This window comes from Altericroceibacterium spongiae, assembly GCF_003610805.1.
Taxonomy (GTDB): domain Bacteria; phylum Pseudomonadota; class Alphaproteobacteria; order Sphingomonadales; family Sphingomonadaceae; genus Altericroceibacterium; species Altericroceibacterium spongiae.
Genome location: NZ_RAPF01000002.1, coordinates 306,079 through 330,509 on the forward strand (window position 1 = coordinate 306,079; position 24,431 = coordinate 330,509).

The window sequence follows — 24,431 nt, forward strand, 5'->3', positions numbered from 1 at the left end:
TCAGATATCGAGATTAGCGACATTCAACGCGTTTTCGCGGATGAAATCGCGGCGCGGTTCCACTACGTCACCCATCAACCGCGTGAAAATCTCGTCCGTCACATCGCCATCTTCAACCTTCACCTGCAAAAGAGCGCGGTTTTCGGGATCGAGCGTCGTTTCCCAAAGCTGCTCGGCATTCATTTCGCCAAGACCTTTATAACGCTGAATCGACAAGCCCTTACGACCCGCAGCAAGAACCGCCTCGACCAGCTGGGTCGGTCGAATGATGGCATCGTCATCGCTGGCGCTGATTTCGATATCTTCGCCTTCCGCAGGTGTTTCGGTTTCCGCGTCGCCGCGCACAAGCCGTGACGGGGCTTCATAAGCTTCGGCCTGCGGCGCAGCGATCGAATGCAGCTTGCGGGCTTCGGCTCCGGTGAGGAATGCCGCTTCGATGCGGCGTACATCGCGCACGCCGCGCCATAAACGATCCACCCTGACGGCACCGCTCTCTTCGACTTCGGCAGTCCATACGGCTTCGGTGTCACCAGCCTGCATCCGCCGGGCGGCGAGCGCAATGGCTTCTTCCAGCCCGGCGCGATCCTGTTCGGGCTTGAACGCGCCTGCCAGCGCCAGCGATTCTACAATTGCCGGATCGTATTTGCGTGGAATGAACGCCATCATATTCTTGAGACGCAGGGCCTGTTCCACAAGCGTTACCAGATCGGCGCCGGCCCGTGCACCGTCTTTGGTTTCCAGAATACGATTCTGCAAGCCGCCATCGATCAGATAACGGTCGAGGGCTGCCTGATCCTTGAGATAGACTTCGGATCGGCCTTTGGCCACCTTATAGAGCGGCGGCTGGGCAATGAAGAGATGCCCGGCTTTTACAATTTCCGGCATTTGCCGATGGAAGAAAGTGAGCAGCAATGTCCGGATATGCGCCCCGTCGACATCGGCGTCGGTCATGATGACGATCTTATGATAACGCAGCTTGTCGAGATTAAATTCGTCACGCAGGCCAGTGCCCATTGCCTGAATCAGCGTACCGACTTCCTTGGACCCGATGATGCGGTCAAACCGGGCACGTTCAACATTGAGAATCTTACCCTTGAGCGGCAGAATAGCCTGCGTCTTGCGGTCACGCCCTTGCTTGGCCGATCCGCCGGCTGAATCCCCTTCGACGAGGAAGAGTTCGGACTTGGCCGGATCGCGTTCCTGACAATCGGCCAGCTTGCCGGGCAGTGAAGCAATATCCATCGCCCCCTTTCGGCGGGTCAACTCACGGGCTTTGCGTGCTGCTTCGCGCGCCGCTGCCGCATCGATGACTTTCTGGATGATGTTTTTGGCGTCGGCCGGGTTTTCTTCCAGCCATTCGCTCATTTTGTCGCTCATCAAACTTTCGAGCGGCTGGCGTACTTCGGATGAGACCAGCTTGTCCTTTGTCTGGCTGCCGAATTTGGGATCGGGCAGTTTGACCGAGACGATTGCGGTCAGCCCTTCGCGCATATCCTCGCCAGAAAGCGATACCTTCTCTTTTTTCAGAAGGCCCGAACGATCGGCATAGCCATTGAGGGTGCGGGTTAACGCAGCGCGAAACGCTGCGAGATGCGTACCGCCATCGCGTTGAGGAATGTTATTCGTGAAGCACAGAACATTTTCGTAATAGGAATCGTTCCATTCGAGCGCCACATCGATACCGATTCCGTCTTTCTCTGCGGAAATGGCGATCGGTGCGGGGATCATCGCCTGCTTGTTCCGGTCGAGATATTGTACGAAGGCTGCAATGCCGCCTTCATAAAACAGATCATGCTCCTGAATTTCTTCCCCGCGGCGGTCGCGTAGCAGGATGTGGACGCCCGAATTCAGAAAAGCGAGTTCGCGATAGCGTTTCTCCAGCTTTTCGAAATCGAATTCAGTGACGTTTTTGAATGTTTCGGTCGAAGGCAGAAATGTGACTCGCGTGCCCGTCTTCTCGGGCGGACATTCGCCTTGCACTTCGAGCGGGGCCACGGTGTCACCATTCTCGAACCGCATCCAGTGAACTTTGCCGTCGCGCCAGATAGTCAATTCAAGCCATTCGGAAAGCGCATTCACCACCGAGACGCCCACCCCATGCAGGCCGCCCGAGACCTTATAAGCATTATCATCTGAAGTATTTTCGAACTTCCCGCCCGCATGAAGCTGGGTCATGATGACTTCAGCGGCGGAGACACCTTCCTCTTTATGCATATCCACCGGAATGCCGCGGCCATTATCTTCCACGGAGACGGAACCGTCCGGGTTGAGTTCTATCAGGACAAGGTCGCAATAATCGGCCAGCGCTTCGTCGATTGCGTTGTCGGAGACTTCGAAGACCATGTGATGAAGGCCGGAACCATCATCGGTATCGCCGATATACATGCCAGGGCGCTTGCGGACTGCATCCAGCCCTTTGAGAACCTTGATCGAATCCGCGCCATAGGCGTTGGTGTGTGCCGGGGTTTCAGGTGTTTCTGCCATGCGTGACATATAAGCATGGCAAGCGCGTGAAGGAAGCTTTGCTTGCTCTCATCCACAGCCAAATGCGCCTGAGAGGCGGAAAAAGACCGATAGAGGGCAAGAAGGGGGCCATAAGACTTCGATGATGATGACTGTAATTGTGATAATAGTGGTCTCCGGCGCCCTACTTCTCGGTGCGGCATGGGGCTCGTTTGGCCATTTGCCCGACAGGCTGCGGGGTTTTCTGATCGCTCTTGCAGGAGGTGCGCTTGTGCTCTCTCTGGTGACAGAGCTGATCGAACCGTCGGTGGAGCGCAGTTCGGCGATCGTGGCATTGGGCGGTGTTGCTGTTGGGGCGGCGGTTTTTACTTTTGTCGACTATCTGATCGACGAGAAATGGGGCCCCGATTCAGGCGGCGGGCTGCTGGCGGCGCTTTCGCTCGACGGGATTCCGGAAAATCTTGCGTTGGGTGTGGCTTTGATTGGTGCAGGGCCGACGGAAGTGGCTGCGCTGGCGGGATCGATTTTCCTGTCCAACCTTCCTGAAGCGGCCGGAGGTGCGCGCTTGATGGTGCAGCAAGGCCGTTCCGGCTGGCGGGTGCTAGGTATCTGGGCGTTGACTGCTCTCATTTTGTCGGCCGCAGCCCTCATTGGGTTTTTATCGATGGAAAATGCGGGAGAAAGAACGCTGGCAGCGATTCGCTGTGTCGCCGCAGGTGCGGTTGTGGCCAGCCTTGCCACTGAAGTTTTTCCCCAGGCCTATCGCGAAGATCGCCATCTCGCCGGAATTGCTACGGCCCTTGGCCTCATTTTGGCCCTATGGCTTGGTGAATTACGTTAGGCTGAAAATGAGAAGCGGGCGTTCTTCCGTGGAAGAACGCCCGATGTCTGTTCAATTATGGTGCCGATAATCTCAGGTGCGCTTTGCCTTGAGTTCAGCAGAGGCCAGTGCCTGACGCTTTTCGAGCTGTTCGAAAGCGAGCTGCGTGCTGGCTTTGCTGCAGTCCTCAAATGCGGCCGCGTTGAAGAGCGGGCTGCCTACCTTGTTGCGGCAGGCTTTATCGGTTGCTTCAGCGATGCGGCCCTTAACGACAGCAATATCGGCCGGATTTGTCAGATCGAGATCGGCAACGTCAACGCGAACTGTCACTTCTGCTGCGGCTGCCGGTGTGGCAATGGCAGCGAAGCAGGCAGCGGCGAAAACAGGGAGGGTGAATTTACGCATAAGATGTCCTTCCAATAGGTTTCAGCCGCCTTTCTCTGGTCATCCCGAATTGTTTTCGTTGTTCTTTGAAATGTATCCTGCATGGACAGGCTGCTGCGCACAAATGCGAAATATGCCAAAGTCGTTGCAAAACGTGCAACTCTACCTCTATTTTGAAAAATAGTGTTTTAAAACATATTCTTATGGGTTTTCGATCATCTCGAAACATGCTCAAAATAAGGAGCATTTATGTCGCTGCAGCGGAAAATTGGATGCAAGATGAGTCCGTTTGCAAACCGCTCATAAAAAAGGCCGCCCTGTAAGGCGGCCTTTCATATACTTGCAGATCTGCTCAGATCGGCCAGTTCATCATCAGGGGGCGCTGTGAGGCTCCGGCGATGAACATGTCGATGAAGCGCTTTGCGAAGATGAGCATGGTGTCCTCCATAAATATGTTGGGCACCTTCCCGGTCATCCGTGGGTCTTTTCTGTTTCTTGAGGCTGCATATGCTGTGCAGTCCGGCAATATTCAAATGACAAAAAGGTCAAACTTGTTGCACCTTTTGCAAGTTCTCTATGCTTTGTCGGGATCAGGTGTCCAAGCCGTCTGGACAGGCTCGAACAGGAACCTTAACGGGGCTGGCATGGACGCAGCACATCTTCCCGATTCCATCCTTATTGTCGATTTCGGCAGCCAGGTGACCCAGCTTATCGCGCGTCGTGTGCGTGAAGCAGGTGTTTATTCCGAAATCGCACCCTTTACGCAGGCGGAAGACGCCTTCAACCGGATGCAGCCGAAAGGCATTATCCTGTCCGGCTCGCCTGCTTCGGTATGTGACGAGGGGAGCCCGCGCGCACCGCAAATCCTGTTTGATAGCGGCGTGCCGATCCTTGGCATTTGCTATGGACAGCAGGTGATGACCCATCAACTGGGGGGGGAAGTGCGGCCCGGTCATGAAACAGGCGACGGTGGCGAATTCGGCCGTGCTTTCCTGACAGTCAGCGATGAATGTGTGTTGTTTGACGGTCTGTGGAAGGTCGGCGAACGTCATCAGGTCTGGATGAGCCATGGTGACAAAGTCACCGAATTTGCACCGGGCTTCCGGATCGTTGCCACATCCGATGGTGCGCCTTTCGCGCTGATCGCCGATGATGAACGACGCTATTACGGCACGCAATTCCACCCTGAAGTGTTCCACACGCCTGATGGCGGGCGGTTGCTGGCCAATTTCGTGCGCCATGTCTGCGGTCTCGCCGGAGACTGGAGCATGGCAGAGTTTCGCAAGACGAAGATTCAGGAAATCCGCGAACAGGTGGGTGACGGTAAGGTCATTTGCGGCCTTTCCGGCGGGGTCGACAGCGCGGTGGCGGCGGTGCTGATTCACGAAGCTATAGGCGAACAGCTCACCTGCGTCTTCGTCGATCATGGTTTGATGCGGATGAACGAAGCCGAACAGGTCGTGACTCTGTTCCGCGACCATTACAATATTCCGCTGGTGCATGTGGATGCCGAAGAAGAATTTCTCGGCGGGCTTGCCGGCGTCACGGATCCGGAAAAGAAACGTAAATTCATCGGCAAAGCCTTTATCGATCTGTTCGAAGCGGAAGCAAAGGCTATTGGCGGAGCTGACTTTCTCGCTCAGGGTACACTCTATCCCGACGTTATCGAGAGCGTGAGCTTTACCGGCGGTCCTTCGGTGACGATCAAGAGCCACCATAATGTGGGTGGTTTGCCCGAGCGAATGAATATGAAGCTGGTTGAACCCTTGCGCGAACTTTTCAAGGATGAAGTGCGCGATCTGGGGCGTGAACTGGGGCTGCCCGAAATATTTGTCGGCCGTCATCCCTTTCCCGGGCCGGGTCTGGCGATTCGCATTCCAGGTGAAGTCACCAAGGAGCGTTGCGATATTTTACGCAAAGCCGATGCGATCTATCTAGAAGAGATTCGTAACGCCGGCCTGTACGACGCGATATGGCAGGCTTTTGCGGTGTTGCTCCCGGTCAAGACAGTGGGCGTAATGGGCGATGGCCGCACCTATGACAGCGTATGCGGCTTGCGCGCAGTGACATCGACCGACGGGATGACGGCAGACGTCTACCCATTCGATTCAGCCTTTCTTAGCCGGGTGGCCACCCGAATTATCAATGAAGTGCAGGGCATTAACCGTGTTGTCTATGACTACACCTCCAAGCCGCCCGGCACGATTGAGTGGGAGTAAAAGGGAGCAACTATTGATCGAACTGTTGAGACTGATCGTAAAGGATTACGGTTGGATTCACGGCACGATTGGTCTGGTCGGCAATTGCGCTTTCTTTATTGGAAGCATCTTTTTTCTGCCTGATTTCGAAGCCTGGAAAACTGCAGGCGTCTGGCTGTTTATCGGCGGGTCTTTGCTTATGCTGGTCGGTGCGGCGGGAGATCTGGCCGTCAAGTTTTTCGATAGTAGCGAACGGCGCTCGCCACCTGCATCGTGAGGGTGGAGGTGGACAGCTGGTCCGTTTGTTTCGTTTGCCGCCTGACCGTCAACAGCTTTCAACAGCTTTGGGTCGGAACATCTGTAAGAATGGTCCATTGGGGCAGCGAAAGGAATTGCCATGAAAGCTGCCATTTTTGACGAATTTGGTGACCCTGCAGAAGTTCTCAGTGCTGCTGAAACCGAAATGCCCGAACCCGGTGCCGATGAAGTCCGAGTGCGCACAGGGCTTGCCGTCATTCATAATCACGATCTGAGCCTTGTTAGCGGTAATTACGGCTACCAGCCGGAGCTTCCGGCGATTGGTGGCAGTGAAGCCATGGGTGTGATCGACAAGGTTGGAGAAGGTGTTGGCAACCTGAAGCCCGGCATGCGGGTGGCTACCGGTTTTACCAGCGGAACATGGGCAGAGTATTTTACGGTCAAGGCGGACTATGTGGTTCCTTTGCCAGATACGGTTGCTGATGAAGCGGCGGCTCAAATGTTGGCTATGCCGTTGAGCGCGCTATTTGCGATAGAGACACTGGGTGCGAAGAAGGGCGACTGGATCCTGCAGAGTGGCGGTACCGGTGCAGTGGCCAAAGTTGTGGCTCAGCTCGGCAAGGCGTGGGGTATCGGGGTGGTGAATCTCGTCCGTCGGGAACATGCCGTTGCGGAGCTGGAAGAGCTGGGTATCGGTAATGCAGTGGTGACGGCCAGTGAAGACTGGCCGGATCGTGTTGCCGAAATTGTCGATGGTGAGCCCATCACCGGCATCATCGATAGTGTGGGCGGTGATCTCGCCGGTCAGATGCTACATCTTATGGCGAACAACGGCCTGTTTCTCAGTTTCGGTGCGATGTCCGGTGAAGCGCTGCAATTATCGCCTCGCGATCTGATTATGAAACAAGCAGAGGTAAAAGGCTTCTGGCTTGGAAAAATGCTGGAAACCATGCCAATTGAAAAGCTCAGGCAGTCGATTGGCGCACTGGTGGAACTGCTGAGCGAGGGAAGCGTGACCCTGCAAACCGGAAATATATATTCTCTGGATCGGATTGGCGAAGCCGTGAAAGCTGCACGCGAGAAAGCCAGGGGCGGAAAGATACTCATTCGGCCGTGATATGCCGGTGCTTCAACGGTCTCCCGGTTTTTACCAGACGAAGCCGGCTTTTATCGCACGCTTTTCGGCTGGTGTGCTGATCCGGCCAAGCAGCTTGTTGCGATGAGGGAATCGCCCGAAGCGAGCTATCATTGCGTAATGGGAGCGGGCATGGGGCATGCCATAGTTGCGGCCAAGACCGGTAAAATACTCGCGACTCCAGAGCTGGTCGGCAATAAATTCACTATGCATCAGCGGCATGGCAAGGAAGTGACGTTGCTGCCGCGGTAAGGTCAGATCGTAACGATCGACCAGTGCCCGGCGTGTAATTGTTCGGGCGAGCGGATCGAAGGCAAAGCTGCGCCGCGTTTCGCGATAAATATTGCGAGGCACCTGATCGAACAGCAGCACGGCTGCCAGAGCGGTCTGCGCATTACCCAGAAACTCGTGTGCAGGACGATTCCACAACATCAGCAAGTCAGGCTCGAAGCGCTTGCGTAGCTCGGCATCGACCGTCGGAGCTGGTTGAAACCAGTCCGACGGTTTGAGTGTATGGAACCAGAAGTGCAGCAATTCTCTCGCCCAGCGGCGATGCGGGGCGGTCATGCAGCTTAGTCCTTCTTGGTATAAGGAACGAAGTCGCTCAGGAAGACAAAGCCGGTAGGGAAACCGCTGCTGCGATCAACCGTACGGATGACATCCTGCCGGCAAAGCTGGCTGCCGAACCGCTTGAACACGAAAATATCCCGGTCATCCAGATCTTCCGGCCGGTCGGGGCGGGCAACATAAATGGTTTTGCCAGCATCATACACGACTGCCGTCTGATTGATGATTTGCAAGCGATCCTGAATAGGCGTGGAAATACAGTTTCGCGGTTCCCCCGCCTCTCGTCCTTCAAGCATTTTTGCGAGACGGGCCTCACCCTTTTCTTTCTGGGTTTCGGCATAAGCGACAGTGCTGGATAACGCCATGGACGCACCAGCAAGAGCCAGGATCAATTTCTTCATGATAACCTCCTAACGAGGAGCATAGTCTAGCAAACAGGGGTTAATCTGTTCTGACTCAACGACAGGCCGTTCAACCGGTTCCGCCGACGGTCAGGCCGTTCACCAGAAGAGAGGGCTGGCCGACTCCTGCCGGAACGCTTTGACCGCCTTTACCGCAAGTGCCGACACCTTCATCAAGTGCCAGATCATTGCCGATGCCGATCACGCGGGTCAGCACTGAGGGACCATCGCCTATCAGGGTGGCACCTTTGATCGGTGCACCCAGCTTGCCATTCTCCACCTTGTAGGCTTCAGTGCAGGAAAAGACGAATTTGCCCGATACGATATCGACCTGACCACCGCCGAAACTCTTGGCAAAGATTCCGTTCTTCATGCCGGACAGGAGCTCGGCAGGATCATCCTTGCCTGCCTTCATAAAGGTGTTGGTCATGCGCGGCATAGGTGCATGAGCATAGCTCTGGCGTCGGCCATTGCCGGTCGCTTCCACACCCATCAACCGGGCATTGAGGCGATCTTGCATATAGCCTTTGAGCACACCATCCTCGATCAGCACTGTTTCGCCTGTTGGTGTGCCTTCGTCGTCGATCGAGAGTGATCCGCGCCGGTCAGCGATTGAACCGTCATCCACGACAGTCACACCCGAGGCGGCAACCTGTTCACCTATCCGGCCGGAAAAAGCACTGGTCCCTTTTCGGTTGAAATCACCTTCCAGCCCGTGGCCCACTGCCTCGTGAAGCAAGACACCGGGCCAGCCCGGACCGAGCAGAACGGTCATTTCACCAGCAGGTGCAGCTACACTCTCGAGATTGACTGTAGCCTGTGCTAGCGCCTCGTCGATTGCACGGTTCCAGTTCGCTTCGTCGAACAGGCGATCGTAGAGATAGCGCCCGCCCATACCGAAGCTGCCGCTCTCGCGCCGTCCATTGCTTTCCGCGACAATGCTGACATTGAGTCGGACGAGCGGGCGGATATCGGTGGCGACAAAACCATCCGGGCGGACGATTTCGATCACGCTCCAGCTTCCCACCAATGAGGCGCTTACCTGGGCAACGCGAGGGTCGCGGGCGCGGGCCGCCGCATCGATTTTTTCGAGAAGCGCGCGTTTGTCTGCGAAGGGAATGAGGTCGAGTGGAGACTGGTCAGTATAAAGATGGCGATTGGTTGCGCGCGGCGGAGCGGATCGTTTCGCTGTCGTCGGATCGAGCAGCTTCAGCGTTTCTCCCGCGCGGGCAATAGCGGCCGCACTGAGATCACTGGCATGGGCAAAGCCAGTCGTTTCGCCCGTGACGCCACGCAGACCAAAACCGGCATCGCGCGAATAATCGCAGGTTTTCAGCCGCCCGTCATCGAACACAAATGTTTCGCTGGCGGAAAACTGAAGATAAAGCTCCCCGTCATCGCAGGTTGCCAGTGTCCGGGAGGCAAGACGCTGAGCTTCGTCAGGAGAAAGTTTATCCTCTGTGTAGAGAAAAGCGCGCGGATCGGATTGTGTCATGACCTACGCTATAGGCTGATAGGTTCTCCGGGGAAAGATCGTCTGTAGAAAGAGGCTCTGCTACACAGGCTCACCACTCCGCAAAGACCGGACCGCCATTACCTTTCAGGCGACGCTTGCATCGCCAGGTTCCGGCAGGTCGCCGGCTTGCAATTCGTGAATGCCGTGTTCGGCCGGGCTGCCCTTGAGCACAAAGCGACGATCACAATAACCGCATTCGACATAACCCTTTTCGTCAATTTCCATATAGACGCGGGGATGGCCGAGAGCAGCAGGCTTGTATCCTGCACCGGGGCGGATCGAGCCGGAACCGTCACACCATACACGGTGGGTTTCGACAATGGTTGTTTCAGGCACGTCGGTCATGCCTCGTTCTTACCGCCAAGCGATGATTCCCGCAATATGTCATGTCGCGTGAAGCCCGGACTCACTCGGTCGGATGGTAGCCAGGCAGACAAAAATGCCGATACATTTGCTGTGAATCCGCCACCAAAGCTTCCGGATCATTATAATATTGCGGATCGCTTTCCATAACATGTTCTCGACTCGCGATGAAGCGCTGTGCCTGAGATGCTCCCATCGAACTGGAGAGCTGGTCCAGATAATAGTTTCGCACCTGCTGTGCTCGCAGTGAACCGGTTGGCCCCTTGGTTCGCATAACATTGTCGGAAACGAGATAGCAGTCCGCTTGATCGCGTTGCGATGTGCGGTGTTCCTGCGCAATACCTGCACCGGCAAGAGCAAGGCTCAGACCGGCCAGTATGGCGGCACAAAAGCGGTGCTTGCGTTTAGATACTGGCATTGATCACCTGTCATCGGGAGAGTGTGTGGGTGTTTGTGAGGCGTGTTATGAACCGCGGCTGAGCTGGTGAATATTTTTCGTGTGAACGAGAATGGCGTGTTGCAATTAAGAGGTGCTTGGCGAAACTGACTTGGAAGCCTAGAGACGCCCTCATGAGCGAAGCAGCAATCTCGATCCGTAATCTCGTCAAGGAATATGCCGGAGAAGGGCAGTCGCCACCGAAGAAGGCGTTGAAAGGCGTCAGCTTCGATGTGCCGCAAGGCGGTGTTTTCGGATTGCTGGGGCCGAATGGCGCGGGCAAATCTACCCTCATCAACATTTTGGCCGGACTGGTCATGAAAACCTCTGGTGAAGTCTCAATCTGGGGGCACGATATCGATCGCAATCAGCGTAATGCCAAAGCCAGTATTGGCATTGTCCCTCAGGAAATCGTGTTCGACCCTTTCTTTACTCCCTTTGAGGTTCTGGAAAATCAGGGCGGCATGTACGGTGTTCCCAAAGCGCTGCGTCGCTCAGAGGAACTATTGCGGGCTGTCCATCTGGCTGACAAGCGTGATGCCTATGCAAGATCGCTTTCGGGGGGGATGAAGCGCCGTCTGCTGATTGCCAAAGCTATGGTCCATTCACCGCCTATTCTTGTTCTGGACGAGCCTACTGCCGGTGTAGATGTGGAGTTGCGCCGCCAGCTCTGGGAACTGGTGGGCGAGCTCAATGCTGAGGGTGTCACAGTGGTTCTCACCACGCATTATCTGGAGGAAGCCGAAGAACTGTGTGAACGGATTGCGATTATCAATCATGGCGAGTTGATAACGAACAAACCGACACGCGAATTGGTGGGCATGATGCGGGAGAAAATCATTGTGCTGACAGTCGATCAGGACATCGAGATCATTCCGCAAAGCCCGGCCTTTCTGCGTTGTGATAAACAGGGTGACCGGATACTTGAGATTGCTTATAACAAGGACGAGATCACTGCAGGGCAGGTGATGGGGCTCATTCAGGATGAGGGCTTCCGAATCAAGGACGTTTCTACTCGCGAAGCTGATCTGGAAGATGTCTTTGTAAAGCTTACCAGCGAAAATAACGCGATCTGAAGTTGGCTATCGGTCTCTATCTCGGAGCAAACGCCATACTTTATGGCGTTTGCGAATGATGGGGGCCTCACAGAATGCACAGCGACTGACATAGGTTTTACCATTCCATTTAGCGGCATGGTTGGCGGGTGTGTGACGATTCAAGATGCAAAATAGGCGGTGCCAGCCGGAAGTCCTGCCCGTCTTGGGTTTGTCGGCTATCCAGTGCCCTTGATGGTCGAGATGAATGGGACTGTCGCAGTGGCGGCACTGTGCCCTGCGTTGCAGATTTTCTTTATATTCACTTCCCGGTTCAGGGTCGTGCTTGTCCATGCTGCAAAGCAGCGGAGAGAGCGGCTTGGGTGTCATATATGGCACTCCTTCGGCAAAAGTGCGAAAAAGTGAGGCTTCAGCACTTTGTTAGGTCTTGCCTGTCGATCGATTTCCGAGCTGGCGACTCATCATCAATGGTGCGCTGCAAAATTTGCGGCAAAAAAGGAATCGGCGCAAGAGGCGTATGATGAATCGACAGGATGCTTGCGGCTGACCGATTGGCGCGGCATGAGCGCTTAATGGACACAAACAGTCACGAAACATCGTCTTATGATGTTATTGTTATCGGTTCGGGTGCCGCCGGGCTTACCGCTGCTCTGGCGCTTGCTGCGAAACTGAAAGTTCTGGTTCTGGCGAAAGGCAAGCTGACCAGCGGGTCGACAGCCTGGGCTCAGGGCGGCATCGCTGCAGTTCTCGATACCGGGGACACATTCGAAAATCATATCGCAGATACGATGGATGCCGGGGCCGGGCTTAATCGCCGGGAGACGGTGGAATTTGTGATTGAGCGAGCACCTCATGCGATTGAAGGGCTTGTGGAATTGGGTGTGCCTTTCAACACTGAGGGCAGCAATCTTCATTTGACCCGGGAAGGCGGTCATTCACATCGTCGTATTGTCCATGTCAACGATGCGACCGGTTGGGCGGTGCAGACGGCACTGCTCAAAGCGGCGGAGGAAAATCCCAATATCACTCTGCTGCCCGACCATACCTGTATTGATCTGATTAATGGCCAGCATGAGAAGCGTTACTCAGGATCTGGCCGGGTCTGGGGCGTCTATGCGCTGGATGCTGCAACCGGAAAGGTGCAGGCCTATACCGGGCGGGCGACGATTATGGCATCAGGTGGTGCGGGGCGGGTCTATCGTTTCTCTACCGCTCCGCGCGGGGCGACAGGGGACGGTATCGCGATGGCCTGGCGGGCCGGCGCACGTGTGTCCAATATGGAAATGATGCAGTTCCATCCGACTTGTCTCTATAATCTCGAAGTCAAAAATTTCCTCATAACGGAGGCGGTGCGGGGTGAAGGCGGTCAACTGAAGATTCCCGAAACGGGAGAGCGCTTCATGCCCTATTTCGATGACCGTGCTGAGCTTGCTCCAAGAGATATCGTTGCACGTGCTATCGATCATGAAATCAAGCGTCTTGGCCTTGATTACGTTCACCTCGATATAAGCCATCAGCCACCCGAATTCGTGAAGGAGCACTTCCCGACTATTCATGAAAAGTTGCTCGGGCTCGGTATCGATATGACGAGAGAGCCGATTCCGGTCGTGCCGGCGCAGCATTACACTTGCGGTGGCATTCTGATCGATCTTAACGCTCGCACCGATTTGCCAGGACTATGGGCTGCAGGCGAATGTACTGAAAGTGGTCTGCATGGCGCTAACCGTCTTGCCTCGAATTCTTTGCTTGAATGTTTTGTTTTTGGTGAAGCGGCCGCGCGGGACATTCTTGCGTGTTGGGAGACGCTCGATTCTCCTCCTCCGATCCGCGAATGGGATGAAAGCCGTGTGACCGATTCCGACGAGGAAGTGGTTATCAAGCAGAACTGGACCGAGATCCGCCGCTTTATGTGGAATTATGTCGGGATCGTGCGCACCACCAAACGGCTGGAACGTGCGGCACATCGGATCAAACTGCTGACCGACGAGATCGAAGATTATTATGGGCATTTCCGTGTCACCACTGATCTCATTGAATTACGTAATTTGTTGCAATGCGCCGATCTGATTGTCCGGAGTGCTTTAAAGCGGCATGAAAGCCGCGGGCTACATTTCACACTGGATTACCCGCAATCTTCAATGGCGCCGCGCGATACTGTGCTGGTTCCCTGACTGGCAATGCGTTTCCCGGCGCTTGCGCCAGTTCCAGATATGGCCTGTAACCAGTAAAAGGCTCCCTGCTACGGTGATCAGAGTCTCCCAGTCATGTAGCCGAGGCAATAGAGCGGCGGCGAGGCAAATGACGCCTGCTAGACCCGTCAGAGCGGGAACTATGGCGCCATGCCGGCGATAGCCGAGCCAGAAAGCGATAAAAGCGGCCGGAGCGACCAACAGGAATGCTGCCAGATGGAATCCTTCGGAGGCCGCGAAAACACCAAGAATACCAGGCAGTATGAGCAATAAAAGCGGGAGGGCAAGACAGTGGATCAGGCACAGGAATGAGGCAGTCAGGGCAGTGCTCTCGACAATATCGGTGACCTGTTTTCTGCTTCTCAAGGCATATCCTGAAGGCATGGTAAACTCTCAATGATGTATGATATAACATCACATAGATAAGATGTGATAAAAAGGGCAAAAGGTCTTTCCCGAAAAATTTTATGAACTGTGCTGGCATATGTCCGCGGGACTGTGCTGCGCATGCCAGTTTTTGTGTCGAAGGCAGCTGCCTATATCATCCGATTCCCAGTGCCCGGCCGATCAGGATCAGCGCCATCGCGCCAACTATCGATGCAAGGCAACCAGCCTGATTGAAATCCCGACTGCCGCGTGAAGTGAATAGTCCGGCGAAAAGCGATCCGCCAATGCCGAGCAGGATTGTTGATATCCAGTCCATATCGACATTGCCGGGATAAAAGAGTCGAGCGAGCCCTCCGATCAGCAGACCGGCCAGAATGGCACTAAAAACATTTAGCATTAAGCGTTTCCTCCGGTTTGGTTTTCCATGTCTGTGTAAATAATGCCTGAAAAGCATGAACACTCCGACTGGTTGCTTAGCTTTTGTAGCTTCGATGCATCGAAGTCTTCGGGCGGTTGATCGCTTGTGGACAAATCCCTTTAAAAAAGCAGTTGACGAATTGCAAATGCGTCGCAATAACCGTTTTACACGAAGTAAGGGAATATATGAAAATCACAGCTTCGCTTCGCCGGCCACCGGTGGCCATGATTGACCTAGCCGACCCATCCTTCGCGGTTGTCCGGCTGGTCGGCGAGCGGAGGATCCGCCAGTGAGGGGAACCGATGTCTGCCCTCCAGTCCTGTTCCAGCGCCCGTTCCACTCCCATTGCGGGCGAGGTTGTTCGGGGCGGCACGGTTGCGGCGGATTGGGTGGGTTGGGTCTGGCAATGTCGCTCGCCAGACCTGACCCGCCAATGTCCGAACCCCTAAAACAGCTTCCTTCTCCTACATGGCTGGGGGATTCCATGGTTGTGAAACTGCAGGATGTTCTAACTCCCGATATGGCTGCCAGACTCAGCGAAAGCGTGCGCATGGCAGGCTATGAAACGGATGCACCGGGTCGGGATATAACCGCTTGTAGTCGGGCGAGGCAGGCCGCACAGGCGGAAATCACAGCGGCGCTAATGGATCATTCCGGTTTCCTATCCTCCGTATTGCCCCATTCCGTTACCCCGCCTTCTTTCGAGATTTCGTCAGATGGGGATAGGCTGACACGACAAATGAGCAAAGTGCCGCAATGTCATCCGGAGACGGGGGCGCCGTTTCGGCCGGATATGGCGGCGATGCTATTTTTGTCCGATCCGGCAGATTATGAAGGAGGTGAATTGCAATTATCCGGCCGTTTTGCGCAGGCAGGCTATCGTTTACCTGCTGGGCATATGCTGATTTTTGCGCCTGGTAGCTTCCGCCGCATGGCTCCGGTCGTATCGGGGAACCGATTGGCCTGTTTTTTCTGGATGCAGTCGCTGGTTGGGGACAGTGCTGCACGGCGGACATTGTATGAGCTGGATCGGGCGATCCAGAGTCTGACAGCCGAACGAGGTCGTAAGGATGATCAAGTCGGTCGTCTCACGGCCATATACCATCAACTGATCCGGCGGTGGGCGGAAGCCTGACCTTCTGTTGATTTGATGTCAAAGACGGTGTTCGGGCTTCCGGATACCGTCTTTTTACATATTGAACACATCATAAAGTCGGTGAATCACAGTGACGCAAACGATCTTTCCGACGCCAAAAAATTGCTGAAATTTTATCGAAAGATTCACACCGCGGTAACATCGAAAGTGAACAATCTTTTTTTCTTCAGAACGGTTTTTCCTCTTGCGCAGATCGTAAAGCCAGCGGACCTCCTGCGTCGCGTGTATTATGTGAATATATCACCAGCACCTAAACACCGTTCTGCACGTCAGGCAGGACGAATTGCCCCTTGTCAGGAGACTCGTGTTGAACCACTATCTGTAGTGGTAGGGCAATGTGATGGCCCCACAATACTGAGTTTCCGAACTGTCTCGCTTTGGTGCAAGACGGCTCACGGATTCGGGTCGTGGTGAAGCAAAGGCCAACAGCTGGACGGGCAAAAGCCGGGGATAAGTTTCCCTTTTGAGCTGCCGTTCGCTTGGTATGAGAGCTGCTTCGCCCCGGCGCGGCAATACTGATTCCGGCACTTTTTAGGTAGTGCCATCGCAACGATAGCGGGGCTTTGAGCATGGATTTCACGACTGGAGATAAGGCGGCGATGAACCTCGACGATCTGGATAGTGCTGTGGTGGAAAAGGAACCGGCAGTAACGACGCCTGAAGCGGACTTTGAAGCAAGCAAGGCTGAAGCCAAGCCTGCTGTAGCGTCTGAGGATAACGCGGCGGCCAAGCCGGATTCCAAGACAATCAATCCGCGACGCTTTGATGTGAAAACCGATACGTCTCGCGATGCGCTGCTGACCGAATTCGGTAAGGAAACACTGACGGATCGTTACTTGCTTCCAGGTGAATCCTATCAAGATCTTTTTGCCCGTGTCGCTGATGCCTATGCGGACGATGCCGAGCATGCGCAGCGCCTGTATGACTATATTTCCAGTCTCTGGTTCATGCCGGCAACACCGGTACTTTCCAATGGCGGCACCAATCGGGGTTTGCCGATCAGCTGCTATCTGAACTCGGTTGAGGATAGTCTTGAAGGGATCGTCAATACCTGGAACGAGAATGTCTGGCTGGCCTCACGGGGCGGTGGCATTGGCACCTATTGGGGCAATGTGCGTGGCATCGGCGAGCCGGTGGGTCTCAATGGCAAGACCAGTGGTATCATTCCTTTCGTGCGCGTTATGGACAGTCTGACGCTGGCCATCAGCCAGGGTTCGCTGCGTCGCGGTTCAGCGGCCTGCTATATCGATATCTCGCATCCGGAAATCGAGGAGTTCCTCGAAATTCGTAAGACCAGCGGCGATTTTAACCGCAAGGCGCTGAACCTGCATCACGGTGTGCTGGTGACCGATGAATTTATGGAAGCGGTTCGGGCCGGCACGGATTTCGAACTGAGAAGCCCGCGGGATGGTTCTGTGCGCGGTAAAGTGCATGCGCGTTCGTTGTTTCAGAAGCTGCTTGAAGTGCGTCTCGCCACCGGTGAGCCCTATATCGTCTTTTCCGATACGGTGAATCGTATGATGCCCAGGCATCATCGTGATTTGGGGCTCAAGGTTTCGACTTCCAATCTATGTTCGGAAATCACCTTGCCGACCGGTTTCGATCATCTCGGTAATGACCGTACAGCTGTATGCTGCCTGTCTTCACTCAATCTGGAGCGCTGGGATGAGTGGAATACGGATAAGCAGTTTATTGAGGACATTATGCGCTTCCTCGATAATGTCTTGCAGGACTTTATCGATCGCGCTCCAACAGAAATGGCGCGCGCCAAGTATTCCGCATCGCGCGAACGGTCTGTTGGTATGGGTGTGATGGGCTTCCATTCCTTCCTTCAGTCCAAACGGATCGGCTTCGAAACCGCCATGGCGAAGGCATGGAACCTGAAGATGTTCAAACACATCAATGCCAAAGCCAATGAAGCCTCGATGATGCTCGCCAAGGAACGTGGTCCATGTCCCGATGCCGAAGATATGGGCATGATGGAACGTTTCTCCTGCAAAATGGCGATTGCGCCAACCGCTTCGATCAGCATCATTTGTGGTGGCACAAGTGCCTGTATCGAGCCCATTCCGGCTAATATCTATACGCACAAAACGCTGTCAGGCAGTTTCATTGTGAAAAACCCGTATCTGGAGAAAATTCTCAAGGAGAAGAGCAAGGATTCCACGAATGTGTGGAACTCAATCCTTGAAAAGGGTGGTTCAGTACAACATCTCGACTTTCTCTCGCCTGAAGAAAAGGCTGTGTTCAAGACCAGTTTTGAAATCGATCAGCGCTGGTTGCTCGAATTTGCAGGGGACCGTACGCCCTTTATCGATCAGGCGCAGAGCCTTAACCTCTTCATTCCGGCTGATGTCGATAAATGGGATCTGGCCATGCTGCATTTCCAAGCATGGGAAAAAGGCATTAAATCGCTTTATTATCTGCGCTCGAAGAGTGTGCAGCGCGCCGGTTTTGCCGGAGGTGTGGAAGCGGACAATACGCCTGAAGCTGCCAAATACGAATTCAACGCGGCAGAACAGACCGATTATGAAGAATGTCTTGCCTGCCAGTAAGTGTAGATCGCATCGATTAAAAAAGGGAGCCGGAGCGATTGAACGCTCCGGCCCCCTTTTTGTTGGGCCAATAGTCAGATATTTCAGAAAGTATAAGTCAATGATCCGGAGATACTGCGTGGGGCTCCGTAAAGCGCCTGCGTCCACATCAGGCTGGCCAGATAATCTGCATTAGTGACATTGCGCAGATTGACGGTAGCCCGCAAATTGTCGACCACATTTACACCCGCCATTAGGTCCAGCACAGCGTAATCGTCCTGCGACACTGTAATATCGGCGTTGGGTCCGATACCGTCCTGACGGACAGCATTCTGCCAGCGCAACTGAGCTCCGAATTGCAGATCGTTCAATTCCGGAATGGTGTAAGTGGATGCAAGTTTGAGCGACTTGGTCGGCACATAGATACGAGTATCTTCACCAACATCATTTTCGATATCGATACCGGTGTACCCACCGCTCAATGTCCAGTGATCCGTTATCCGACCATTGACTTCGATCTCGAATCCCTTGGAAGTTGTGTCGACTCCTGCATAATAGGTATCGCCATTCGCAAATTGTCCGGCCGCTTCAGCAAGATTGTTCTGCTTGGCTTTAAACAGCGCGGCGGTTGCATATAGACGTCCGTCTAGCCATTCGCTCTTGATACCACCTTCGATACTCGACCCTTTGACCGGATCAAGGCGCTGGCGTGTGTCGTCTACTTCATTCTGCGGATTGAAGATATTGGTGTAGCTTGCATAAAGCGAAATGTTTTTCGTCAGATCGTAGGTCAGTCCGAAATAGGGGCTGAGTGCACTTTCATCACGTGCCGCATCTTCTCCGTAGGATGTGCCGCTTGTAGTTAGCCACATGGCACTGGCGCCGAGCAGAACTTTTAACCGGTCCGAAAGGTTAAGATGCATGGCGACATAGGCGCGCTGCAATTCATCATGTGTGTCGGCTTCAACCAGAGCTTCGGAGACGGCCGGTTCATCGATTGTATAGGTGTCGATCCCGGGAATGCCAGGATATTGAATTGTGGCTCCTAATCCCTGTGCCTCTATATAGTCCTGATAGGCAGAGGATAGACCGATCGATAATTCATGCTCACGGCCAAATGCTGTAAATGGTCCACTGGCAACGACGTCCCCGAGATATTGATCGCTCGTGTCGGGATAATAACCCACCATGCCGAAAATCCCTTCATGAGAGTTTCGATCTGGATAACCATAGCCGTAAAGCAGCTTTGCATCGCCTTTCCAGCCATTATAGGTGAAGGTTCCGCGAAGATCCCAGCCATTGCCGAGCTCATAAGCCAGTTCGGCAAACGCGCTTTGGTTGGTCTGATCCCAATAGGTCCAGTCCTGCGAGCTGGATGAGGACCGAGGATAATCAATCCGTCCTCCGTCTGCATAAACCAGTGGCAGCGCACCCCACATTACCCCGGTTGCATCGTTTTCCTGACGCGTATAGCCAACAGTTGCAGTGAGATCCGGAGAAGCATTCCAGGACAGGATTGCGCCATAGACATTGCGATTGGTGTGGCGATAATCGAGATAGGAATCGCCTTCATCATGGGCGTAAATCAGTCGGGCAGCCAATGTGCCGGAACTGTTGATAGGCCCAGAAATGTCCGCTTCAGCGCGCCACTGATCCCATTTACCGTAACGGCCTGATATGTTGCTGCGCAACTCTTCTGTCGGGCGTTTGCGAACATAGTTTATCGTGGCAGCCGGTGTGCCGATCCCGCTGCTGAGGGCATTTGCGCCCCGGATAACCTCAACACGCTCAAACAAAGCTGTATCGAGATCACCATACTGAATATTGAACAGTAGTGGCAAGCCGATCCCATCGACTTCGAAATTGCTCACTTCAAAACCGCGCGCCGTGTAATAGGTGCGGTCGGTTTCGGCGCGTTCCACATTTACGCCGACTGTCTGGTCGATCACATCGTTGATATTGTTAAGCGCGAAGTCTTTGATCCGTTTTTCGTCGATAATGGTGACTGATTGGGGAATTTCGCGCAGAGTCAACGGCATGCCGATGGCCGTATCGCTTTCCTGTTCTACGATACCGTTAACGATGATGTCGTCTCTCGGCGCGCTTTCCGCAAAGGCTTGGGAAGGAATCAATATGATAGCGGTGGTTAATGACAGTAATGTGGAGGTTTTCATTGCTTTCCCCTGAGGACAGGGCGCGCGCTAAATGCAGCCATAATGCAAGTCAATAGCATTATGGCTGCATTTTTTGTGAGATGATCTTCTGTGTCAGGTTTCTTGGGTGTAGGCATTGTATCGCCGGTTGGCGTTAAGCTTATCCAGAAAGCCGACACCGGACGAAATCGCCAGCAGCACAGCACTGGCCAGAAAGGCTAGTTGATAGCCAGCCGCGTCGAAGAGCAGGCCACCGCCAGCTGCACCTAAAGTAATGGATAACTGAATGACCGCGACCATGAGGCCTCCGCCGGCTTCTGCATCATCGGGCAAACGCTGTGCGAGCCATGTCCACCACGCAACCGGTAGTGCTGTGCCGATAAGTCCCCAGAGCGTAATAAGTACTGCACTGGGGACTGCTAGTGTGCCCCCGGTCACCAGGCCGATGGCAATGGCGGCCAGAGCAAGCGGTGCCAAAATAAGAATGGAAGAAAGATGGCGTGCTACGATCCGGCCGATCAGCCATGTGCCTATCAAGCCTGCAATGCCCATTAGTAGTAGAACAAAGGAAAGCCACGAAACGTTTAATTGAGTGACGTTTTCTAGAAACGGTCGCACATAAGTGAACAAGCCGAACTGCCCGGCAAATAGAAGGGCGATGGCCGTCATACCGAGCCTTGCGCTGGGTTTGCGCAATACACCCAGCGCACTACTTTCCTGAATGGTGCGATCCGAAGGCATCGAAGGAAGGGTAAACCATTGCCAGACAAAGGTCAGAACAGCGAGCGGCACGACCAGAAAAAAAGCACCGCGCCATCCGATATACTGGCCAAGGAAGCTGCCGAGCGGGGCGGCGACTGTTGTAGCCAGGGCATTGCCGCCATTGAGCATCGCTAAAGCACGTGGCACTTGCTGGCTGGGAACCAGACGCATGACTGTGGCGGCAGACATCGACCAGAAACCGCCTATTACAACACCAAGTATCGCACGGCCTGCCATCAGCATGAGAAAACTGGGCGCTAGCGCCACAAGGATGCCGGAAATCAGCATCAATACGGTTAGCCCTAGCAATAATGACCGGCGATTAATGCCTTGAGTCAAAGATGCGATGGATAAGCTAGTAAGAACAGCAAAAAGCCCCGAGACAGAAATCGCCTGCCCTGCGGTACCTTCAGTCAGATGCAGATCGGAAGCGATGGGAGTCAGGATGCTGACCGGCATAAACTCTGAGGCAATCAGGGTGGACACACATAATGTGAGCGCAAAGACGGCGCTCCAATGCGCGGGTTTTTGGTCTGATCCCTCAGTGTTTGGATTGAGTTGATCGAGACCGGCTGTTTTGGCCATGTTTCGCTCCATTCGATAATGTCTCATGCGAGACAGCCCGCAAATAGCGTCCTCTTTAGATGATGCGCTTCGCAATGATTATTCCCAGTCTGTGCGATACTTCGATGAGCGTGACTCAACCGCCACTGTATGATTGCTGCCCGCTGCGGAGTGTAATATGCCGCGCGCGTATAATTTAATTACAAATCTATTGTCGAAAAATCTGCTCTCTTGTAAGTTCATTATGCTCATAGGAACCGGATAATTTACAATGTCGATGTCGCCCGAAACCGGACGCCCTCATACCCGGCTGGAAGATGCTTATGCGTTAACCGTTGGCTGCATCATGCTGGCGCTTGGTATTGCGATCCTGAAAGCTGCCGGACTGGTGACTGGCGGAATGGCTGGACTGGCTCTGCTGGCGGGGCAGTTTCTACCGGTTTCACCGGGCTTTCTTTTCGCCTTGCTCAATGTGCCGTTCTTCATTTTGTCGATGCGCACAATGGGAATGACTTTCACATTTAAAACGCTGATCGTCAGCATAGGTGTGGCTGGGTTTTCACTTCTGTTTGACCACACTGCCGATTTCACGATCCACAACGCTGCACTGGCAGCTTTTGCGAGCGGAATCATTCTGGGTCTTGGCACGTTGGCTATAGCCCGGCATGGGGCTGGTGTCGGTGGCGTCGGCATCGTTGCATTGTGGTTGCTGGCCACCCGGCAATGGAATGCAGGACGCACGCAAGTTATTTTGGACATTTTTATTCTCGGTGCTTCGATACGCTTTCTTGGTCCGACTGCCATTGCTTATTCGGTCATTGGTGCAGTGGCTATGGGATCGATTGTTTATCTGTGGCACCGACCGGAGCTTTATTCGGGTATATCGCCCCCTTTCCGGACTGCACGCGATGATCGCTGAACTGGCTTTAAGTGGCTTCGATCTCCTTAATGATCGTTTTCAGCCACTCGCGCGGGGTTTTGCGACGACCAATATTGGCGACAAATTCCTGTCCGCGGGCAACACTTTGCAGGCGATTGCCGCGTAGCCAGCGTTCGGGCTTATGATGATAGGAAAGTCCCGTGTGTTTCAACCATGAAGGGATGGCCCAGAGGCTAGGTTTCGTATCCTGTGCCGTAAGGCGCAAAGCAGGCGATGCATGCGCTGCAGTAGTGCCGGGTCCACAATAAATCGTGTCATTGTTGCCCAGTGGCGAAAGGGCATGCGGGTGCCCCTGATCGGCGAAAAAACGGAGCTTTTCTTCCGGGCATTCATGCAGGGGCACAATCTCTTCGATGCGCAGATAGCCAAAGATCCGATGGTGCGGTTTTTCCTGTTTTTCCCGGAAGAGACCGAAAAAAAGAAATACGTCACCGGTTCGTATCTTGTGATTGGCGAGATGCGTCTGCGCGGCACCGACCTGTCCGAAAAGACATGTCCCTTGAGAGGTGAATAAAGGATCGTAGTGGCAAGGCATCTCAGCGCATACGCGGCCCTTGCTGGCGTTTTCCACCATCGTTTCCATGCCAAGCGACGCGTAGCTGACACCTGTGGACACGGAGGCCGGGATCGGAAGACTGACCGGGCGTCCATCGATGATCGGAGACGGCCCGCCGCCCGAAGCACTGTCAAAACCTTTGCGGCTGAAAATGATCCTCATCGTGCCGCTCCGTTTCGCACCGGCAAAGCAAGTGGTAGACCGAGCGTTGTACCGCTCGTGCAAAAGCAGACAACATCAAAAAAGCCCTTTTCTCGGGACAGGCAAAACGGCAATCTCTCTCAAAAAGGGAGAGAGTTAATGACTGATATGCTGACAAAGCCTCGGACGGTTGAAGGGCGATTGTTTTATTCGAAAGATACGGGACAGATCGAGAGCTTTCACGCCAATGATCTCAGTCTCGATACAGTGCAAAAAGAGGCGCACGATGTTGCGATCACCGATGCACGAAGTCTCGCCGAACCACCGCAACTCGATCAAAACGGTTTCGAACTGTTTACAATGCCGTCCGTTATAACTGACTGGCGTGACACTGACAGGGTCAATGCGCTGCATCCGGATGAGATTGCTGCTTTCGTAAAGAAAATTACGGGGGCTGACGAGGTATTGGTGACAGGTCCGCCAATTTTGCGCTGGGGGGAAAGGTCGAAAGAAGCGGGTACGCGCAACAACTCCTATGCTGCGCGGCTGGTTCATTCGGATTCCTATTTCACCGCGGCTAAAGAGCAGACGATCGAGAACAATCCGCGCCCCGACTGCAAGGTGAAACGCTGCGCGCATCATAATGTCTGGCGCACTTTTTCCGGGCCGCCCATAGATGTACCGCTGACCATTTGTGATGCCCAAAGCGTGTCGGATGACGATGTGATAGAGGCTAGCGCGGCGTTTGATGTGGACGGTAAAGTCATCTGGCGTCTTCCTTCGATGAATTTCCGTTATTCGCCAGGTCATCGCTGGTATTATTTTTCCGGCATGACGCCCGATGAAGTACTTGTTTTCAAGAGATGGGATACGGATGCAGGGCGTGCGCGTTATGTCCCGCATACAGCCTTTACGGACCCGTCTGTTGGCGAAACCAGCGAACCGCGTGCCAGCGTGGAGATGCGCACATTTGCTTATTGGTATGAATAACAGGCTGTAAAAGGCTTGTTTATCATGAAGTCATGGCAAGGGAGC

General features: G+C 54.1%; 23 protein-coding genes. 10 read left to right on the top strand and 13 right to left on the bottom strand.

The window, feature by feature from the left end; translation table 11 throughout:
- A complete protein-coding gene (gene gyrB, locus D6851_RS04885) occupies nt 1–2,484 on the bottom strand; it encodes a DNA topoisomerase (ATP-hydrolyzing) subunit B (RefSeq protein WP_120323968.1) in 2,484 nt (827 codons plus the stop codon).
- 121 nt (nt 2,485–2,605) lie between these two features.
- On the opposite strand from gyrB, the gene D6851_RS04890 reads away from it, so the two are divergent.
- Complete coding sequence (locus D6851_RS04890) at nt 2,606–3,304, top strand: ZIP family metal transporter (RefSeq protein WP_120323755.1); 699 nt, start codon at nt 2,606–2,608, stop codon at nt 3,302–3,304.
- Nucleotides 3,305–3,376: 72 nt separating this feature from the next.
- On the opposite strand, the gene D6851_RS04895 is transcribed toward D6851_RS04890, so the two are convergent.
- Together D6851_RS04895 and D6851_RS18180 are read right to left on the bottom strand one after the other, a co-directional pair.
- Complete coding sequence (locus D6851_RS04895) at nt 3,377–3,688, bottom strand: UrcA family protein (protein ID WP_120323756.1); 312 nt, start codon at nt 3,686–3,688, stop codon at nt 3,377–3,379.
- Nucleotides 3,689–4,019: 331 nt separating this feature from the next.
- Nucleotides 4,020–4,142 carry a hypothetical protein gene (locus tag D6851_RS18180; protein WP_274379043.1) on the bottom strand — a complete coding sequence of 41 codons (123 nt, stop codon included), beginning with the start codon at nt 4,140–4,142 and terminating at the stop codon, nt 4,020–4,022.
- A gap of 169 nt (nt 4,143–4,311) precedes the next feature.
- Here D6851_RS18180 and guaA point away from each other — a divergent pair, with 169 nt between their 5' ends.
- The 3 genes from guaA to D6851_RS04910 all read left to right on the top strand — a co-directional run bounded on the left by guaA (nt 4,312) and on the right by D6851_RS04910 (nt 7,240).
- Nucleotides 4,312–5,886 carry a glutamine-hydrolyzing GMP synthase gene (gene guaA, locus D6851_RS04900; protein WP_120323757.1) on the top strand — a complete coding sequence of 525 codons (1,575 nt, stop codon included), beginning with the start codon at nt 4,312–4,314 and terminating at the stop codon, nt 5,884–5,886.
- Nucleotides 5,887–5,899: 13 nt separating this feature from the next.
- Entirely contained in the window at nt 5,900–6,142 is a 243-nt protein-coding gene (locus tag D6851_RS04905) for a YrhK family protein (RefSeq protein WP_120323758.1), read from the top strand.
- A 120-nt stretch (nt 6,143–6,262) separates the two neighbouring features.
- Nucleotides 6,263–7,240, top strand: coding sequence for a zinc-binding dehydrogenase (locus tag D6851_RS04910; protein WP_120323759.1), 978 nt, complete (start codon nt 6,263–6,265; stop codon nt 7,238–7,240).
- Between the two features lie 30 nt (nt 7,241–7,270).
- On the opposite strand, the gene D6851_RS04915 is transcribed toward D6851_RS04910, so the two are convergent.
- The 5 genes from D6851_RS04915 to D6851_RS04935 form a co-directional block, all read right to left on the bottom strand.
- On the bottom strand, nt 7,271–7,825 hold the full coding sequence (locus D6851_RS04915) for a DUF924 family protein (RefSeq protein ID WP_120323760.1): 555 nt from the start codon (nt 7,823–7,825) through the stop codon (nt 7,271–7,273).
- 5 nt (nt 7,826–7,830) lie between these two features.
- Nucleotides 7,831–8,226 (bottom strand): hypothetical protein, encoded by a 396-nt coding sequence (locus D6851_RS04920; RefSeq protein WP_120323761.1) that lies wholly within the window; start codon nt 8,224–8,226, stop codon nt 7,831–7,833.
- 70 nt (nt 8,227–8,296) lie between these two features.
- Nucleotides 8,297–9,721: a metalloprotease TldD gene (gene tldD / locus D6851_RS04925; RefSeq protein ID WP_120323762.1), complete on the bottom strand. Its 1,425-nt coding sequence runs from the start codon at nt 9,719–9,721 to the stop codon at nt 8,297–8,299.
- Nucleotides 9,722–9,826: 105 nt separating this feature from the next.
- A complete protein-coding gene (locus tag D6851_RS04930; RefSeq protein ID WP_120323763.1) occupies nt 9,827–10,087 on the bottom strand; it encodes a zinc-finger domain-containing protein in 261 nt (86 codons plus the stop codon).
- A gap of 61 nt (nt 10,088–10,148) precedes the next feature.
- Nucleotides 10,149–10,523 (bottom strand): hypothetical protein, encoded by a 375-nt coding sequence (locus tag D6851_RS04935; protein ID WP_120323764.1) that lies wholly within the window; start codon nt 10,521–10,523, stop codon nt 10,149–10,151.
- A 152-nt stretch (nt 10,524–10,675) separates the two neighbouring features.
- Here D6851_RS04935 and D6851_RS04940 point away from each other — a divergent pair, with 152 nt between their 5' ends.
- Both D6851_RS04940 and nadB read left to right on the top strand, forming a co-directional pair.
- On the top strand, nt 10,676–11,617 hold the full coding sequence (locus D6851_RS04940; RefSeq protein WP_120323765.1) for an ABC transporter ATP-binding protein: 942 nt from the start codon (nt 10,676–10,678) through the stop codon (nt 11,615–11,617).
- Between the two features lie 551 nt (nt 11,618–12,168).
- Nucleotides 12,169–13,767, top strand: a complete 1,599-nt coding sequence (gene nadB / locus D6851_RS04945) for an L-aspartate oxidase (protein WP_120323766.1) — start codon at nt 12,169–12,171, stop codon at nt 13,765–13,767.
- Here the strand turns inward: nadB and D6851_RS04950 are convergent.
- Together D6851_RS04950 and D6851_RS04955 are read right to left on the bottom strand one after the other, a co-directional pair.
- Nucleotides 13,732–14,151: a MerC domain-containing protein gene (locus D6851_RS04950; RefSeq protein WP_183029990.1), complete on the bottom strand. Its 420-nt coding sequence runs from the start codon at nt 14,149–14,151 to the stop codon at nt 13,732–13,734. The genes nadB and D6851_RS04950 overlap by 36 nt on opposite strands.
- Nucleotides 14,152–14,326: 175 nt before the next feature.
- Nucleotides 14,327–14,569 (bottom strand): GlsB/YeaQ/YmgE family stress response membrane protein, encoded by a 243-nt coding sequence (locus D6851_RS04955; protein ID WP_120323768.1) that lies wholly within the window; start codon nt 14,567–14,569, stop codon nt 14,327–14,329.
- A gap of 454 nt (nt 14,570–15,023) precedes the next feature.
- Here D6851_RS04955 and D6851_RS04960 point away from each other — a divergent pair, with 454 nt between their 5' ends.
- Together D6851_RS04960 and D6851_RS04965 are read left to right on the top strand one after the other, a co-directional pair.
- Nucleotides 15,024–15,725, top strand: a complete 702-nt coding sequence (locus tag D6851_RS04960) for a 2OG-Fe(II) oxygenase family protein (protein ID WP_120323769.1) — start codon at nt 15,024–15,026, stop codon at nt 15,723–15,725.
- Nucleotides 15,726–16,315: 590 nt separating this feature from the next.
- Nucleotides 16,316–18,301 carry a ribonucleoside-diphosphate reductase subunit alpha gene (locus D6851_RS04965; RefSeq protein ID WP_120323770.1) on the top strand — a complete coding sequence of 662 codons (1,986 nt, stop codon included), beginning with the start codon at nt 16,316–16,318 and terminating at the stop codon, nt 18,299–18,301.
- Between the two features lie 83 nt (nt 18,302–18,384).
- Here the strand turns inward: D6851_RS04965 and D6851_RS04970 are convergent, their stop codons facing one another.
- A complete protein-coding gene (locus D6851_RS04970; RefSeq protein ID WP_120323771.1) occupies nt 18,385–20,454 on the bottom strand; it encodes a TonB-dependent siderophore receptor in 2,070 nt (689 codons plus the stop codon).
- Between the two features lie 93 nt (nt 20,455–20,547).
- A complete protein-coding gene (locus D6851_RS04975) occupies nt 20,548–21,780 on the bottom strand; it encodes an MFS transporter (RefSeq protein WP_120323772.1) in 1,233 nt (410 codons plus the stop codon).
- A 250-nt stretch (nt 21,781–22,030) separates the two neighbouring features.
- Between D6851_RS04975 and D6851_RS04980 the strand changes: the two genes are divergently transcribed.
- Nucleotides 22,031–22,678, top strand: a complete 648-nt coding sequence (locus D6851_RS04980; RefSeq protein ID WP_120323773.1) for a YitT family protein — start codon at nt 22,031–22,033, stop codon at nt 22,676–22,678.
- Between the two features lie 7 nt (nt 22,679–22,685).
- On the opposite strand, the gene D6851_RS04985 is transcribed toward D6851_RS04980, so the two are convergent.
- A complete protein-coding gene (locus D6851_RS04985) occupies nt 22,686–23,417 on the bottom strand; it encodes an Nmad3 family putative nucleotide modification protein (RefSeq protein ID WP_120323774.1) in 732 nt (243 codons plus the stop codon).
- A gap of 138 nt (nt 23,418–23,555) precedes the next feature.
- On the opposite strand from D6851_RS04985, the gene D6851_RS04990 reads away from it, so the two are divergent.
- Entirely contained in the window at nt 23,556–24,386 is an 831-nt protein-coding gene (locus tag D6851_RS04990) for a CmcJ/NvfI family oxidoreductase (RefSeq protein ID WP_120323775.1), read from the top strand.
- The last annotated feature ends 45 nt before the right edge of the window (nt 24,387–24,431 follow it).